The 16,080-nt window shown below is 65.5% G+C and carries 11 protein-coding genes and 1 pseudogene; 8 read left to right on the top strand and 4 right to left on the bottom strand.

Annotated elements, in window-relative coordinates:
• Positions 1-66 precede the first annotated feature (66 nt).
• Complete coding sequence (gene rpoC, locus EH199_RS04445) at positions 67-4,347, bottom strand: DNA-directed RNA polymerase subunit beta' (RefSeq protein WP_124808069.1); 4,281 nt, start codon at positions 4,345-4,347, stop codon at positions 67-69.
• Positions 4,348-4,472: 125 nt separating this feature from the next.
• On the bottom strand, positions 4,473-8,636 hold the full coding sequence (gene rpoB, locus EH199_RS04440; protein WP_124808068.1) for a DNA-directed RNA polymerase subunit beta: 4,164 nt from the start codon (positions 8,634-8,636) through the stop codon (positions 4,473-4,475).
• A 362-nt stretch (positions 8,637-8,998) separates the two neighbouring features.
• Between rpoB and EH199_RS24335 the strand changes: the two genes are divergently transcribed.
• The 5 genes from EH199_RS24335 (at position 8,999) to rplL (ending at position 11,244) form a co-directional block, all read left to right on the top strand.
• Positions 8,999-9,148 (top strand): hypothetical protein, encoded by a 150-nt coding sequence (locus EH199_RS24335; RefSeq protein ID WP_190287126.1) that lies wholly within the window; start codon positions 8,999-9,001, stop codon positions 9,146-9,148.
• Positions 9,149-9,173: 25 nt separating this feature from the next.
• Positions 9,174-9,704, top strand: a complete 531-nt coding sequence (locus EH199_RS04435) for a DUF2975 domain-containing protein (RefSeq protein ID WP_190287124.1) — start codon at positions 9,174-9,176, stop codon at positions 9,702-9,704.
• Complete coding sequence (locus EH199_RS04430; RefSeq protein ID WP_124808066.1) at positions 9,704-9,916, top strand: helix-turn-helix transcriptional regulator; 213 nt, start codon at positions 9,704-9,706, stop codon at positions 9,914-9,916. Before EH199_RS04435 ends, EH199_RS04430 begins: the two co-directional genes overlap by 1 nt.
• Before the next feature lie 371 nt (positions 9,917-10,287).
• The gene (gene rplJ, locus EH199_RS04425; protein WP_124808065.1) at positions 10,288-10,800 is read left to right on the top strand and encodes a 50S ribosomal protein L10; all 513 of its coding nucleotides are present in this window, start codon (positions 10,288-10,290) and stop codon (positions 10,798-10,800) included.
• Positions 10,801-10,866: 66 nt separating this feature from the next.
• Entirely contained in the window at positions 10,867-11,244 is a 378-nt protein-coding gene (gene rplL / locus EH199_RS04420; protein WP_124808064.1) for a 50S ribosomal protein L7/L12, read from the top strand.
• Between the two features lie 224 nt (positions 11,245-11,468).
• Here rplL and EH199_RS04415 read toward each other — a convergent pair whose 3' ends face one another.
• The gene (locus EH199_RS04415) at positions 11,469-12,797 is read right to left on the bottom strand and encodes a hemolysin family protein (RefSeq protein ID WP_124808063.1); all 1,329 of its coding nucleotides are present in this window, start codon (positions 12,795-12,797) and stop codon (positions 11,469-11,471) included.
• A gap of 161 nt (positions 12,798-12,958) precedes the next feature.
• Here EH199_RS04415 and EH199_RS04410 point away from each other — a divergent pair, with 161 nt between their 5' ends.
• Positions 12,959-13,651: an OmpA family protein gene (locus EH199_RS04410; RefSeq protein WP_124808062.1), complete on the top strand. Its 693-nt coding sequence runs from the start codon at positions 12,959-12,961 to the stop codon at positions 13,649-13,651.
• A gap of 86 nt (positions 13,652-13,737) precedes the next feature.
• Positions 13,738-14,739, top strand: a complete 1,002-nt coding sequence (locus EH199_RS04405) for an aldo/keto reductase (protein WP_124808061.1) — start codon at positions 13,738-13,740, stop codon at positions 14,737-14,739.
• A 22-nt stretch (positions 14,740-14,761) separates the two neighbouring features.
• Here EH199_RS04405 and EH199_RS04400 read toward each other — a convergent pair whose 3' ends face one another.
• On the bottom strand, positions 14,762-15,538 hold the full coding sequence (locus EH199_RS04400) for a 3'(2'),5'-bisphosphate nucleotidase CysQ (protein ID WP_124808235.1): 777 nt from the start codon (positions 15,536-15,538) through the stop codon (positions 14,762-14,764).
• 292 nt (positions 15,539-15,830) lie between these two features.
• Between EH199_RS04400 and EH199_RS04395 the strand changes: the two are divergent.
• Positions 15,831-16,080 (top strand): annotated as a pseudogene (locus EH199_RS04395) (electron transfer flavoprotein subunit beta/FixA family protein); the annotation flags it as partial.

The raw sequence follows: 16,080 nt of genomic DNA, 5'->3' as shown, positions 1-16,080 counted from the left end.
ACGAAAAAGCCCCGCCGGATCTCTCCGGCGAGGCTTTTCTGGTCGGGCCTGCAAAGGCGCGAAGGCTTACGCCTCGTCGCCTTCGATCAGGTATTCGCCGGCGTCCGCGTCGGTGCCGTGGGTTTCACCCTCGACCGCCGCCAGCGGATCGTTACCGATCGCCGCTTCGGGACCCTGCGCCAGTTCGGCGGCATGTTCCTCGGCCGCCGTTTCCGGCGCGATCAGCGATTCCTGCAGCTTGCGATAGGACGCGCGGAGCGCGGCATCGCGGCTGGAAGCGGCCACACGCAGGCGGTTCATGCCCGCACCGGTACCGGCGGGGATGAGACGGCCGACGATGACGTTTTCCTTCAGACCGATCAGGCTGTCGCGCTTTCCTTCGACCGCCGCCTGCGTCAGCACGCGGGTGGTTTCCTGGAACGACGCGGCGGAGATGAACGAACGCGTCTGCAGGCTGGCCTTGGTGATGCCCAGCAGCACCGGCTTGCCTTCGGCCGGGCGCAGGCCCGCTTCCAGCTTGCCGTTGACTTCGTTCATCTCTTCGAGATCGACCTGCTCGCCCGGCAGCAGGGTGGTATCGCCGCCATCGGTGATTTCCACCTTCTGCAGCATCTGGCGAACGATCACCTCGATGTGCTTGTCGTTGATCTTCACGCCCTGCAAGCGGTAGACTTCCTGGATTTCCGCGACGAGGTATTCCGCCAGCGCCTCGACACCGAGGACTTCGAGAATGTCGTGCGGGTCCGGCGAGCCGGAGATCAGGTTGTCGCCCTTCTTGACGTAGTCGCCTTCCTGAACGTCGATCACGCGGCTCTTGGGCACCAGGTACTCGACCGGTTCACCCTCTTCCGGGATGATCGCGATCTTGCGCTTGGCCTTGTAGTCGCGGACGAATTCGATCCGGCCCGCGATCTTGGCGATGATCGAGTTGTCCTTGGGCTTGCGCGCCTCGAACAGCTCGGCCACGCGCGGCAGACCGCCGGTGATGTCGCGGGTCTTGGCGGCTTCGCGGCTGGCGCGGGCGAGAATGTCGCCGGCGTTGACCTCCTGGCCGTCCTCCACCGAGAGCGTCGTGCCCACCGCGAGCATGTAGCGCGCGGTTTCGCCCGAGTTCTCGTCCAACAGGGTCAGGCGCGGACGGAGATCATCCTTCTTGGCCCGCCCGCCGGCGCGGTTCTCGGTGACGACGCGCTGCGCGATACCGGTCGCTTCGTCGACCTGTTCGGTCAGCGTGCGGCCGTCGATCAGGTCCTGATAGCGCACGATACCCGGCTTTTCGGTGATGACCGGGGTGGTGAACGGGTCCCATTCGGCCAGGCGATCGCCCTGGCTGATGATCGCGCCGTTCTCGTGCAGCAGGTGCGTACCATAGGGCACGCGGTGCATCGCGCGTTCGCGGCCTTCGGTATCCATCACCACGATTTCGCCGTTGCGGGCCAGCGACAGGCGGCGGCCACGGCTGTCCGTGATCGTCGGGATGTCGCGGTACTGCACGGTACCGTCGCAGAGCGATTCGAGGTGCGACTGTTCGTTGAGCTGCGCCGCACCACCGATGTGGAAGGTACGCATGGTCAGCTGCGTGCCCGGCTCGCCGATCGACTGCGCGGCGATGACGCCCACCGCCTCGCCGATGTTGACCGGCGTACCGCGCGCGAGGTCACGGCCATAGCACTTGCCGCACACACCCTGCTGCGCTTCGCAGATCAGCGGCGAACGGATGCGCGCGGACTGGACGCCCGCCGCCTCGATCTTCGCCACCGCCGGCTCGTCCAGCAGCGTGCCCTTCTCGACGATGACGGAACCGGTCTTCGCCTCGATCAGGTCTTCGGCCAGCGTGCGGCCGAGGATGCGTTCGCCCAGCGAGGCGATCGTCGTACCGCCCTGCACGATCGCGCGCATTTCCAGCGCCCGTTCGGTGCCGCAATCGTCGATGATCACCACGCAGTCCTGCGACACGTCGACCAGACGGCGGGTCAGGTAGCCCGAGTTCGCCGTCTTGAGCGCGGTGTCGGCCAGACCCTTGCGGGCGCCGTGCGTCGAGTTGAAGTATTCAAGGACGGTCAGGCCTTCCTTGAAGTTCGAGATGATCGGCGTTTCGATGATCTCGCCCGAAGGCTTGGCCATCAGGCCGCGCATGCCCGCAAGCTGCTTCATCTGCGTCGGCGAACCACGCGCGCCGGAGTGCGACATCATGTAGATCGAGTTGACCGGCTTTTCGCGGCCGTGCTCGTCCACCGGGGTCGCGCGGATTTCGTCCATCATGGCGTTCGCCACCTGGTCGCCGCAACGGCTCCAGGCGTCGATGACCTTGTTGTACTTTTCCTGCTGCGTGATCAGGCCGTCCTGGTACTGCTGCTCGTAATCGGCCACCAGTTCCTTGGTTTCGTTGACCAGCGCATCCTTGCTGTCGGGGATGATCATGTCGTCCTTGCCGAACGAGATGCCCGCCTTGAACGCGTTGCGGAAGCCGAGGCTCATGATCGCGTCGGCGAACAGCACGGTCTCCTTCTGGCCGGTGTGGCGATAGACCTGATCGATGACGTCCGCGATTTCCTTCTTGGTGAGCAGGCGGTTGACCAGCTCGAAGGGAACCGTGTGGCTCTTGGGCAGGCATTCGCCGATCAGCATACGGCCCGGCGTGGTCTCGTACCGCTTGAGGTACTGCTGACCGCTCTCGTCCGTCTGCGGCACGCGCGCGATGATCTTGGAGTGCATGGTCACGGCACCGGCGTGCAGCGCCTGATGCACTTCGGCCATGTCGGCCAGCATCATGCCTTCGCCGGGCTCGCCCTTGCGATCCATCGACAGGTAGTAAAGCCCCAGCACCATGTCCTGCGACGGCACGATGATCGGCTTGCCGTTGGCGGGGCTGAGGATGTTGTTGGTCGACATCATCAGCACGCGCGCTTCGAGCTGGGCTTCCAGCGAAAGCGGCACGTGGACGGCCATCTGGTCACCGTCGAAGTCGGCGTTGAAGGCCGAGCAGACCAGCGGGTGCAGCTGGATCGCCTTGCCCTCGATCAGCACCGGCTCGAACGCCTGGATGCCAAGGCGGTGCAGCGTCGGCGCGCGGTTCAGCATCACCGGGTGTTCGCGGATCACCTCGTCCAGGATGTCCCAGACTTCCTTGCGTTCCTTCTCGACCCACTTCTTCGCCTGCTTCAGGGTCATCGAGAGACCCTTGGCGTCGAGCCGGGCATAGATGAACGGCTTGAACAGTTCGAGCGCCATCTTCTTGGGCAGCCCGCACTGGTGCAGCTTGAGTTCGGGGCCGGTCACGATGACCGAACGGCCCGAATAGTCGACGCGCTTGCCGAGCAGGTTCTGGCGGAAGCGGCCCTGCTTGCCCTTGAGCATGTCGGACAGCGACTTCAGCGGACGCTTGTTGGCGCCGGTGATGACGCGGCCGCGGCGGCCGTTGTCGAACAGCGCGTCCACCGCTTCCTGCAGCATGCGCTTTTCGTTGCGCACGATGATGTCGGGCGCGCGCAGCTCGATCAGGCGCTTGAGGCGGTTGTTACGGTTGATGACGCGACGGTAGAGATCGTTGAGGTCCGAGGTCGCGAAGCGGCCGCCGTCCAGCGGCACCAGCGGGCGCAGTTCCGGCGGAATGACCGGCACCACGTCGAGGATCATCCATTCCGGGCGGTTGCCCGAATCGATGAACGATTCCACGACCTTGAGGCGCTTGATGATCTTCTTGGGCTTCAGCTCGCTCTTGGTGGTGGCGAGCTCCTCCATCAGGTCCTTGCGTTCCTGTTCGAGGTCGAGGTCGATCAGCATCTGCTTGACCGCTTCGGCCCCGATGCCGGCGCTGAACGCGTCTTCGCCGTATTCGTCCTGCGCGTCGAGCAGTTCGTCCTCGGTCAGCAGCTGGTAGCGTTCGAGCGGGGTGATGCCCGGCTCGATCACGACATAGCTTTCGAAGTAGAGGATGCGCTCAAGCTGCTTGAGCTGCATGTCCAGCAGCAGGCCGATGCGCGAGGGCAGCGACTTCAGGAACCAGATATGCGCGACCGGGGCGGCCAGCTCGATGTGGCCCATGCGCTCGCGGCGCACCTTGGTGACGGTGACTTCGACGCCGCACTTTTCGCAGACGACGCCCTTGTACTTCATGCGCTTGTACTTGCCGCACAGGCATTCGTAGTCCTTCACCGGACCGAAGATGCGCGCGCAGAACAGGCCGTCGCGCTCGGGCTTGAACGTGCGGTAGTTGATCGTTTCCGGCTTCTTGATCTCACCGAAGGACCAGGAGCGGATGCGCTCGGGCGAGGCCAGACCGATCTGGATCTGGTCGAACGTCTCGGGCTTGGCGAGCTGGTTGGTGAATTTGGTCAGGTCGTTCATCGGTTTCTTCCTTTATCCCCCTCCCGATCGCGGGAGGGGTTAGGGGTGGGTCTGGTGCCGGGGTGGCGCCTGGTCGGCCCACCCCGATCCCCTCCCGCAAGCGGGAGGGGCGATGCGAAGTCCCTTTACTCCGCCGCCTCTGCAAGGCCGTCGTCGTCTTCCTGATCGTCCAGCGACGACAGTTCGACGTTGAGGCCCAGCGAGCGCATTTCCTTGACGAGCACGTTGAAGCTTTCGGGAATGCCGGCCTCGAAGGTGTCGTCGCCCTTGACGATCGCTTCGTAGACCTTGGTGCGGCCGACCACGTCGTCCGACTTCACCGTCAGCATTTCCTGCAGCGTATAGGCCGCGCCGTAGGCCTGGAGCGCCCAGACCTCCATTTCCCCGAAGCGCTGGCCACCGAACTGGGCCTTGCCGCCCAGCGGCTGCTGGGTGACGAGGCTGTACGGCCCGATCGAACGCGCGTGGATCTTGTCGTCGACCAGGTGGTGCAGCTTCAGCATGTAGATGATGCCCACCGTGACCTTGCGGTCGAAGGCTTCGCCCGTGCGCCCGTCATAGAGCGTGGACTGGCCCGAGGTGTCGAGACCGGCCTTGGTCAGCATCGCCGAGATGTCGGATTCGCGCGCGCCGTCGAACACCGGGGTGCCCATGGGTACGCCGGCCTTCAGGTTCTCGGCCAGCTCGACGATCTCGGCCGTGTTCCGGCTGTCGATATCGGCGTGGTACTGCTCGCCGTACACGTCCTTGAGCTTGTCGATAAGCACGCTCGGCGGCGCGGCCGCTTCCGGATTGGGGTTGGCATAGCGCCAGTCCTCAAGCGCGTGCTTGATCTGCTGGCCCAGGCCGCGCGCGGCCCAGCCCAGGTGGGTCTCGAAGATCTGCCCGACGTTCATGCGCGAAGGCACGCCCAGCGGGTTCAGCACGATGTCGACGTGGGTGCCGTCTTCCAGGAACGGCATGTCCTCGATCGGCAGGATGCGGCTGATGACGCCCTTGTTGCCGTGACGGCCGGCCATCTTGTCGCCCGGCTGCAGCTTGCGCTTCACCGCGACGAAGACCTTGACCATCTTGAGCACGCCCGGAGCGAGTTCGTCGCCGCGTTCGAGCTTTTCCTTGCGGTCCTCGAACTTCTCCTGGATCGCCTTGACGGTCTCGTCGTACTGCGCCTTGACCGCTTCAAGCTGCGCCTGGCGCGCATCGTCGGCCACCGCGAACTTCCACCATTCGTGGCGTTCGACATCGGCAAGCACCTGCTCGTCGATCTCGATGCCCTTCTTCAGGCCCTTCGGCGCGGCCGCGGCCACCTGGCCGAGCAGCATGTCGCGCAGACGGTTGAAGGTGGCGCGGTTGAGGATCGCGCGTTCGTCCTCGCGGTCCTTGGCGAGGCGTTCGATTTCCTCGTTCTGGATGGCGCGGGTACGGTCGTCGATCTCGATGCCGTGGCGGTTGAACACGCGCACTTCGACGATCGTGCCCGAAACGCCCGGCGGCAGGCGGAGCGAGGTGTCGCGCACGTCGCTGGCCTTTTCGCCGAAGATCGCGCGCAGCAGCTTTTCTTCCGGGGTCATCGGCGATTCACCCTTGGGGGTGATCTTGCCGACCAGGATGTCGCCCGGATGCACTTCGGCGCCGATATAGACGATGCCCGCCTCGTCGAGGTTGCGCAGCGCTTCCTCGCCGACGTTGGGAATGTCGCGCGTGATGTCTTCCGGCCCCAACTTGGTGTCGCGGGCCATGACCTCGAACTCCTCGATGTGGATCGAGGTGAACACGTCGTCCTTCACGATCCGTTCGGAGATCAGGATCGAGTCTTCGTAGTTGTAGCCGTTCCACGGCATGAACGCGACGAGCGTGTTCCGGCCGAGCGCCAGCTCGCCCAGATCGGTCGAGGGACCGTCGGCCAGCACGTCGCCCTTTTCGACCACGTCGCCCACCTTCACCAGCGGACGCTGGTTGATGCAGGTGTTCTGGTTCGAACGCTGGAACTTCTGCAGCGTGTAGATGTCCACGCCCGACTGGCCGGGTTCGACATCGCCCGAAGCGCGGATGACGATACGCGTCGCGTCGACCTGGTCGACGATGCCGCCGCGCAGCGCCGCGATCGCGGCGCCCGAATCGCGCGCCACGGTCTCTTCCATGCCGGTGCCCACGAACGGCGCGTCAGCCTTGACCAGCGGCACCGCCTGGCGCTGCATGTTCGAGCCCATCAGCGCGCGGTTGGCGTCGTCATTTTCCAGGAACGGAATGAGCGAGGCGGCCACCGAAACGAGCTGCTTGGGGCTGACGTCCATCAGCGTGATCGTGTCGCGCGGAGCCATCACGAATTCGCCGTTCTGGCGCGCCGAGACGAGTTCCTCGACGAACGAGCCGTCGGCCGTGGTTTCGGCCGAAGCCTGCGCCACGGTGTGCTTCTGCTCTTCCATGGCCGAGAGGTACACGACCTCCTTGGTCACCTTGCCGTCCACGACCTTGCGGTACGGCGTTTCGATGAAGCCGTACTTGTTCACGCGGGCGAAAGTGGACAGCGAGTTGATCAGACCGATGTTCGGGCCTTCCGGCGTTTCGATCGGGCAGATGCGGCCATAGTGCGTCGGGTGGACGTCGCGGACTTCGAAGCCCGCGCGTTCGCGGGTAAGACCGCCCGGCCCAAGCGCCGAAACGCGGCGCTTGTGCGTCACTTCCGACAGCGGGTTGGTCTGGTCCATGAACTGCGACAGCTGCGACGAGCCGAAGAATTCACGCACCGCCGCCACCGCCGGCTTGGCGTTGATCAGGTCGTTCGGCATGACCGTCGACACGTCGACCGACGACATGCGCTCCTTCACCGCGCGTTCCATGCGCAGCAGGCCGACGCGGTACTGGTTCTCCAGCAGCTCGCCCACCGAACGCACGCGACGGTTGCCGAGGTTGTCGATGTCGTCGACTTCGCCCTTGCCGTCCTTCAGGTTCACCAGTTCCTTGACCACGGCGAGGATATCGTCGGTGCGCAGGGTGGTGACCGTGTCGGGGCAGTCGAGGCCAAGGCGCATGTTGAGCTTGACGCGGCCCACGGCCGAAAGGTCATAGCGGTCGGCGTCGAAGAACAGGCCGTCGAACAGCGCTTCGGCGGTTTCGCGCGTCGGCGGTTCGCCGGGGCGCATCACGCGGTAGATGTCGGCCAGCGCCTGGTCGCGGTCCTCGGCCTTGTCGGCCTTCATCGTGTTGCGGATCCACGGACCGGTGTTGACGTGGTCGATGTCGAGCAGCTCGAGCCGGTCGACGCCCGCCTTGTCGAGCACTTCGAGGTTCTCGGGGCTGACTTCGTCGCCCGCCTCGATCCAGATGCGGCCGGTCGATTCGTCGATCAGGTCCTTGGCCGAATAGCGGCCGAAGATTTCCTCGGTCGGGATCAGCAGTTCCTCAAGCCCGTCCTTGGCCGCCTTGTTGGCCGCGCGCGGGCTGATCTTCTGGCCGGCGGGGAAGATCACCTCGCCCGACTTGGCGTCGACGATGTCGAACGCCGGCTTCGCGCCGCGCCACTGTTCCAGCACGAACGGCACGCGCCAGCCGCCTTCGCCGCGCGCCCAGGTGACCTTGTCGTAGAAATAGTCGAGGATCTGCTCGCCGTTGAGGCCCAGCGCATAGAGCAGCGCCGTGACCGGCAGCTTGCGCTTGCGGTCGATGCGGACGTTGACGATGTCCTTGGCGTCGAACTCGAAATCGAGCCACGAACCGCGATAGGGGATCACGCGGGCGGCGAAGAGGTACTTGCCCGACGAGTGCGTCTTGCCGCGGTCATGGTCGAACAGGACGCCCGGCGAACGGTGCATCTGCGACACGATGACGCGCTCGGTCCCGTTGATGAAGAAGGTGCCGTTGTCGGTCATGAGCGGGATATCGCCCATGTAGACGTCCTGCTCCTTGATATCGATGAGCGACTTGGTTTCGGTCTCGGCGTCGACCTCGAAGGTCGCCAGCTTGAGCGTCACCTTCATCGGCGCGGCATAGGTGATGCCGCGCTGGCGGCATTCGTTGACGTCGTACTTCGGCGCCTCGAGCACGTAGCCGTCGCGCTCCTTGATATCGAGGCTGGCGGTGCCGGCGAAGTCCTGGATCGGGAACACCGACCGCAGCGTCTTTTCCAGGCCCGAGACATAGCCCGTGGCCGGATCGGAGCGCAGGAACTGCTCGTAGGATTCGCGCTGAACCTCGATCAGGTTCGGCATCTGCACGACTTCGTGGATGTCGCCGAAGATCTTGCGGATGCGCTTCTTCACGCCGGGGCGTGCGGGAGCCTTGGTCGCCATGGAGGAGTTCTGCCTCTTCGCTCTATCAAAGGCCGGGCGAACCCGGCAAAACGGTGCCAAACGCGGCGTTGGCGCATCAAACGCGAAAAGGCCGCACGGCACGGCACCCGATTCGGGAACCCGGCCAGCAGCCTTCGCGTCAGATAAACCCGCGCGCTTCCTTCCTTGTGCCGTCCCCCGCGTATGGGAAAGCCTTGCTCGAAGCGCCGGTTGTGAAAGGCCATATAGGGAGGCGATCGCGCGCTGTCAAAGGGGTGGCCGCAGTTCGGCGCGACCTACATATCGATTTTCGATATTATTAATTGACGATAAGAATAGATGCTCTTATTGAATATCGATATCAACCACCTGGAGAAGTCCCCATGCCCAGCCCTCGCCTTGCAGGATCGCGCACCGCCATCGTGCCGCTCGCCTGCGCGCTGCTGCTGCTCCTTCCAGCGCTTGCCACCGCCACCGCATCGGGACCGCGCCAGGCGCTTGCCCCCACCTTGCCGCTGCCGACGCTCGCCTGACCCTATCAACGAGGAAACCACCACCATGTCTCTTCGCCCCCGCGACCCCCTGCTGACGGCGGGGCGCCTGATCGTCACCGCCGGCCTCGGCCTCGCCGCCCTGATCGGCGTGACCAGCCTGCTCGGCGCCCCGGCCATCGTCCTGTTCCGGGCCGACGTGCTCGCCGGCATCGCCTCGGAAACCGGCCACGCCGCCAGCACGCAGACCATTCCGGGCCTCGCCGTGATCCTGCTGCTGATCGCCGCAATGGCCGCCGCGGCCTTCCTGTTCCTGCTCGACCTGCGGCGCATCATCGACAGCGTGGGCGCTGGCGATCCCTTCATCCCCGCCAACGCCCGGCGCTTGACCCGCATGGGCTGGCTAACGCTGGCGGTGGAAGGTATGTCGTGGCCCGTCGGCGCGATGGGCGTGTGGCTGGCCGGCATGATCGGCAACGCCACGGCGGACTTCGATATCTCGCCGGGATCGTTCCTGCTGGCGATCGTGCTGTTCATTCTCGCCCGCGTCTTTCGCGAAGGGGCGCGGATGCGCGACGATCTGGAAGGAACCGTGTGATGCCGGTCGTGGTTAAGCTCGACGAACTGCTCCAGGCCAGGGGTATGACGCTCACCCAACTGGCCGAGCGGGTCGACATGACGCTCGCCAACCTGTCCATCCTCAAAACCGGCAAGGCCAAGGCGATCCGCTTCTCGACGCTGGAAGCCATCTGCCAGGAACTGGGATGCCAGCCGGGCGACCTGCTGGGCTACCGGGGCGAGGCGGAGTGACCGCACCGCGCGGCCTCCGGCCCTTGCCACGGGGACTCCAGCCTTGACTCGGCGCCCCGTCCTGCTATTGGCCCGCCCCTGATTGAAGGGCGTAAGTCCCGACATCATCCGTCCGAGACAGCTGGTGCGGGCTTCCCGCTTAATCTCCAGCCTAGGCGGGGAAAAGAGTTTCCGGGGCCGCGTGCCCCTTGGCCCGGCGTTCCGCCCCGCGGATCGTGGTGCCAGCCGCGCTTTCGGGCGCACCTCCTTCCCTTGTCAACGGACTCTCCGGTGCTCCTCCGTGGGGCATCGACCCCTGCATCCGCAGGGGCAAGCAAACGTAGCCGGCCGTTCCGGGCCTGTCCCGGGCGGCCATTGTGAAGGAGTAAGGCATGGATCGTTCGCAGAAAGCCGAATCGGTCGCGTTCCTGAACTCGGTCTTCTCCGAGGCCGGCGCGGTGGTCATCACCCGCAACCTCGGCATGACGGTGGCCCAGTCCACCGCCCTGCGCACGAAGATCCGGGAAGCGGGCGCGACTTACAAGGTTGCGAAGAACCGTCTTGCCAAGCTTGCCGTCGCGGGCACCGATTACGAAGGCATTGGTGATTTCTTCACCGGTCCGACGGCGATCGCTGCCTCGGCCGATCCGGTTGCCGCCGCCAAGGCGGTGATCGAATTCGCCAAGACCACCGACAAGATCGAAATTGTCGGCGGCGCGATGGGTGGCCAGATTCTCGATGCGGAAGGGGTCAAGGCGCTCGCCTCGATGCCGTCGCTCGACGAACTGCGCGCCAAGCTTATCGGCCTCATCCAGGCTCCGGCCACGAAGATCGCCCAGCTCACCACCGCTCCGGCGGCGAAGCTGGCCCGTGTCTTCGGCGCCTACGCCAAAGAAGCCGCGTAAGACGTATCGAAACGATTTTCGTCCGGCGCGCCGCGCCGGGCGCCACGAAATCAGGAGTGAAATATCATGGCCGATATCGCCAAGCTTGTTGAAGAACTGTCGAAGCTGACCGTCCTCGAGGCCGCTGACCTCGCCAAGGCCCTGGAAGAAGCATGGGGCGTTTCCGCCGCTGCCGCCGTTGCCGTTGCCGCCGCTCCGGCTGCCGGTGGCGAAGCTGCCGCCGCTGAAGAAAAGACCGAATTCGACGTCATCCTGACGGGCGACGGTGGCAAGAAGATCCAGGTCATCAAGGAAGTCCGCGCGATCACCAACCTGGGCCTGACCGAAGCCAAGGCGCTGGTCGAAGGCGCGCCGAAGGCCGTCAAGGAAGGCGTTTCGAAGGCGGAAGCCGAAGAAATCAAGAAGAAGATCGAGGAAGCCGGCGGCACCGTCGAGCTCAAGTAATCTTCTTCCGGTCTTCCGGACAGAAACAGCAAAGGGCGGTCCTTCGGGGTCGCCCTTTTCGTTTGCGGGTACAGCGCCGACGAGACCCTAGGGTCGGATGCCATCACCGTGGACGTCATTGCGAGGGGCGAAACCCCGCGGCAATCCAGAGTCCCGCGTGCGGCTCTGGATTGCTTCGCTAACGCTCGCAATGACGAAGTAGGTCAACCCGAAGCCGTCAGACTCTACCCGTCCAGCTCGGCCTTTTCAGGGTGCGCGGCCTTGATCCGGCTCACCAGCACCTTGTCGATCTTGCGGCCGTCCATGTCGACGATCTCGAAGCGCCAGCCCTGCTCGGCGAAATGCTCGCCCTCGGTCGGCAGGTGCTTCAGCACCGACAGCACGTAACCGGCGGCGGTCGCGTAGTCGCGGTCTTCGGGCAGGTCGATCGCCAGCCGGTCGCCCAGCGCGTCGGCGGGCAGCGCCCCGGCGATCAGCAGCGAACCGTCGTCGCGCTCAACGATCATCGGCGCATCGCCCTCGTCGCCGTGGCCCACGAAATTGCCGGCAATCGCCGCCAGCAGGTCCGCCGGGGTGACGATGCCTTCCAGATGGCCGTATTCGTCATGCACCAGCGCCAGCGCGACTTCGGCCTGCTGGATCACGCGCAGCGCGTCCATGGTGTCGAGCTGGTCGGGTACGATCGCCGGCTTCTTCATCAGCCGCGTCAGCATGATCTTGCGCCCGCGCAGCAGCACCGACAGCACGTCGCGCACCTTGGCCACGCCCACGATCCGGTCCACCGAACCGTCCGCCACCAGCAGCAGCGAATGCGGGCTGTCCTCGATCGCGGCGCGGATTTCCGCCTCGCTCGCCTTGCGCTCGATCCAGTGCAGTTCGGTGCGCGGCGTCATCACCTCGCGCACCGGGCGTTCGGCCAGCCGCATCACGCTGGTCATCAGCGCGCGCTCGTCCTCCTCGATCACGCCGGAGCGGGTGGCCTCGGCGAAGATCATCTGGAGTTCCTCCGCCGTGACTTCCTGCTCGGCCCCCTTGTTCAACCGCAGCAGGCGCAGCAGCAGGCCGGACGAGCGGTCCAGCGCCCACACGAACGGCGCGTTGATGCGGGCGATCAGCACCATCGGGCGCGCGGCGACGATGGCGATCGGTTCCGCCGCGCGCAGCGCCAGTTGCTTGGGCACCAGTTCCCCGACGACGAGGCTGAGGTAGGTGGTGATCGCGATGACCAGGATGAAGCCCGCCTCGCCGGCATAGCGGGCGGGCACCCCCGCGGCCGCCAGCCGCTCGCCCACCGGGCCGCCCAGGCTCGCGCCCGAATAGGCGCCGGCCACGATGCCGACGAGGGTGATGCCGATCTGCACGGTCGAAAGGAACTTGCCGGGATCGGCCGCCAGCTCCAGCGCGGTGCGCGCGCCCCGGCTGCCGGCCTCGGCCGCAACCTTCAGACGCGCCGGACGCGCGGAAACGATCGCCAGTTCCGACATGGAAAACAGGCCATTGAGCACGACGAGGCCCACGATGACGAAGACGTCAGGCCAGGGAAAAGGTGTCACGCCCTGTCCGCTAGCAGATTCATCGCCATTCGCGAAGTCCCACCGTTCGGGAACAGTTCAGACTGGCGGTGCGTAATCAGGTCGATGTAGGTTAATCACGCCGGTTCACCGCCGCGGGAGAGAGCGGCCGGGGCGAAGCGTCGCAAGAAGGGGAATACAACATGAAGATTCGTCGGGTCCTCGTTTCGAGCCTGTGCGCGGTGTCGCTCGTCAGCCTCTCGGCCTGCGTCACCGATCCCAACACGGGCGAGAAGAAGGTATCGCGCACCGCCATCGGCGGCGTCGGCGGCGCGCTGGGCGGCATGCTGCTGGGCGGCCTGATCGGCGGCAAGACCGGCCGCATCCTGGGCGCGGGCATCGGCGGCATCGCCGGCGCCGCGGTGGGCTATTCGATGGACAAGCAGATCAAGCAGCTGCGCGAATCCACCGCCGGCAGCGGCGTGGATGTGACGCCGACCGACAACGGCTCGGCCATTCTCGTCAACCTGCCCAACGGCGTGACGTTCGATACCGACAGTTCGGCGATCAAGCCCACGTTCCGCGATACGCTGGACAAGGTGGCGCAATCGCTCAACCAGTATCCGGACAGCCTGATCGACGTGTACGGTCACACGGATTCGACCGGGTCGGACGCCTACAACCAGGCCCTTTCGGAACGCCGCGCCCGCGCGGTGGCCGATTACCTGACCTCGCGCGGGGTGTCCTATTCGCGCATCCGCAGCCAGGGCTTCGGCGAGACGCAGCCGGTCGCCTCGAACGATACCGAGGCGGGCCGTTCGGCCAACCGCCGCGTCGAGATCAAGATCGTGCCGATCTCGCAGGATGACGTGGCCCGCGCCCGCTCGGGCCAATAACGCGGCTCTCATGGCATGATACCGAACCAGCCGGGTTGACGTTCCGCGCACCCGGCTGGCATCGGCGTGGCAAAGGAGATTCTGCCATGCCGATCCAACGCCGCCCCATCGCCGGACGCCCGACCAACCCCGTGGGGCTCGGCTGCATGTCGCTTAGCTGGGCCTATGGCGGCCGCCCGAGCGACGAGGACGGGCTGCGCCTGCTCGATCGCGCGATAGAGGTAGGCTACGATCATTTCGACACCGCCCGCCTCTATGGCATGGGCCACAACGAAACGCAGGTCGGCAAGGCGCTGAAGGGCAAGCGCGACAAGGTGTTCCTCGCCTCCAAGATGGGCATCTTCGCCAGCGGGGAGAAGCGCGGGATCGATTGCCATCCCGATACGATCCGCAGCGAACTCGAAGTCTCGCTGCGCCTGCTCCAGACCGACCACATCGATCTCTACTATATGCACCGGCGCGATTTCAGCGTGCCGATCGAGGACTCGGTCGGCGCGATGGCGGACCTTGTGCGCGAGGGCAAGATCGGCGCGATCGGCCTGTCCGAAATGTCGGCCGAGACGCTGCGCAAGGCCGCCGCCGTCCACCCCATCGCCGCAATGCAGACCGAATATTCGCCGTGGACCCGCCAGGCGGAAATCGCCGTGCTCGAAGCCTGCCGCGAACTGGGCACGACCTTTGTCGCCTTCTCGCCCGTCGCGCGCGGCGTTCTCGCCAACGGCGTGGCGGACCCGGCGACGCTGGAGGAAAAGGACATCCGCCGCGCCATGCCACGCTTCCAGGGCGATAACTGGACGCACAACTACGGCCTGGTGCAGCAGTTCAACGCCATCGCCACCCGCGCGGGCGTGACACCGGCGCAATTGTCGCTCGCCTGGGTGCTGTCGCGCGGGGAGCATGTCGTCGCGATCCCCGGCACCGGCAAGATCGCGCATCTCGAGGAGAACATCGCCCGCTGGGACTGGGTCCTTCCCGCCGATGTGGCCGCCGAAGTGGACGCGCTGATCAACCAGCAGACGGTCGCCGGCCACCGTTACGCCGGGGCGATGCTGCCGACGATCGACACCGAGGATTTTGCCGAAGCCTGAGAAGTGGCCCGGAAAGGGCGGGTCAGGCGAGCCTGGCCGCCCGCTCCGCCAGCCGGTCCACCGCCGCCGCGTGAATCGCGGGGGCGGTTACCAGCAGCCCGAACGCGCGGGGATCGCGCTTGTTGAAGACCAGCGGCTGCCCGAAGGCATCGGTGGTGGTGGCACCCGCCTCGCGCGCGATCAGCGCGGCAGCCGCCACGTCCCATTCGAAGCCCCAGCGCAGCGTGGCCAGCAGGTCCGCTTCATCGGCGGCGACCATCGCGATGCGCAGCGCGATCGAATTGGGCTTGTCCACCAGCACCAGGTCGCCATCGACTCCCGCCAGCGCATCGGCCGGCACGCGCGATCCGGTCAGCTCGGTCCGGCTGCTCGCATGAAGCGCCACGCCATTGCGGGTGGCGCCCTTGCCGGCAGTGGCCCGCCAGAACTCGTCGCGCGCCGGGGCGCTCATCATGCCGATCAGTGGACGGCCGCCGCTGACGAGTGCCACGGAAACCGCCCACCCCGGACGCCCGCGCACGAAATCGCGCGTGCCGTCGATCGGATCGACCAGCCAGCACAGCCCGCGCTCCAGCCGCTCGGGGTGATCGACCGTTTCCTCCGACAGCCAGCCGGCGGAAGGCAGCAGTGCGTGCAGTTCGCGCTTCAGATAGGTATCGACGGCGATGTCCGCCTCGCACACCGGATTGCCCGGCGTCTTGTCCCACACTTCCAGCGCGTGTCCGTGGCCGGGCCAGCGCGAAAGCGCCATCTGTCCGGCCTGGTGGACAATTGCTTCAAGGCGATCGAAGTCGATCATGGGCATCGCGTTTTCCGCCCTGCTGGACTTGGGCAGCCAACGCAAGCATCGTGCGTGTATTATTCCACCAAGGTCGCAAGGACGCGGCAGCGCCGCCACCAAGCCTTGCATGGGATCATTCCTGTTTCGGGGGGTGCTCAGCCAGGATGCACCCGGTAGGGTCCGGCTCCGCGAATCCTGCCTTTGCCATCGGCCGATCGATTTTCTTTCCACGCTGGCGGTAGATAGATTGACGTTTACGTAAACGCAAATTATGCCGCCACCATATCCAACTGGGAAAGGCTTTGAAGCGATGAAAGCCCTGGTCTGCGTGAAGCGGGTGATTGATTACAACGTGAAGCCGCGAGTGAAGGGTGATGGAACGGGTGTTGATCTTGCGAACGTGAAGATGAGCATGAACCCGTTTGACGAGATTGCGGTTGAGGAAGCGATCCGCCTGAAGGAGAAGGGCGTGGTATCGGAGATCGTGGCGGTATCGGTGGGGCCTGCGAAGGCGCAGGAGACGCTGCGCACGGCCCTGGCGATGGGCGCGGACCGGGCGA

Origin of the sequence: Novosphingobium sp. LASN5T (assembly GCF_003856955.1) — a bacterium.
Taxonomy (GTDB): domain Bacteria; phylum Pseudomonadota; class Alphaproteobacteria; order Sphingomonadales; family Sphingomonadaceae; genus Novosphingobium.
Note: the sequence above shows the minus strand (reverse complement) of the source record. Positions and strands in the feature narration are given on the sequence as shown.

What these genes read in the sequence shown, in the direction of transcription:
- EH199_RS04435 (WP_190287124.1), top strand. Translation starts at nt 9,174, where the DNA reads ATGTCTCTTCGCCCCCGCGACCCCCTGCTGACGGCGGGGCGCCTGATC.
- EH199_RS04410 (WP_124808062.1), top strand. Translation starts at nt 12,959, where the DNA reads ATGAAGATTCGTCGGGTCCTCGTTTCGAGCCTGTGCGCGGTGTCGCTC.
- rplL (WP_124808064.1), top strand. Translation starts at nt 10,867, where the DNA reads ATGGCCGATATCGCCAAGCTTGTTGAAGAACTGTCGAAGCTGACCGTC.
- rpoB (WP_124808068.1), bottom strand. Translation starts at nt 8,636, where the DNA reads ATGGCGACCAAGGCTCCCGCACGCCCCGGCGTGAAGAAGCGCATCCGC.
- rpoC (WP_124808069.1), bottom strand. Translation starts at nt 4,347, where the DNA reads ATGAACGACCTGACCAAATTCACCAACCAGCTCGCCAAGCCCGAGACG.
- EH199_RS04405 (WP_124808061.1), top strand. Translation starts at nt 13,738, where the DNA reads ATGCCGATCCAACGCCGCCCCATCGCCGGACGCCCGACCAACCCCGTG.
- EH199_RS04400 (WP_124808235.1), bottom strand. Translation starts at nt 15,538, where the DNA reads ATGATCGACTTCGATCGCCTTGAAGCAATTGTCCACCAGGCCGGACAG.
- rplJ (WP_124808065.1), top strand. Translation starts at nt 10,288, where the DNA reads ATGGATCGTTCGCAGAAAGCCGAATCGGTCGCGTTCCTGAACTCGGTC.
- EH199_RS04430 (WP_124808066.1), top strand. Translation starts at nt 9,704, where the DNA reads ATGCCGGTCGTGGTTAAGCTCGACGAACTGCTCCAGGCCAGGGGTATG.
- EH199_RS24335 (WP_190287126.1), top strand. Translation starts at nt 8,999, where the DNA reads ATGCCCAGCCCTCGCCTTGCAGGATCGCGCACCGCCATCGTGCCGCTC.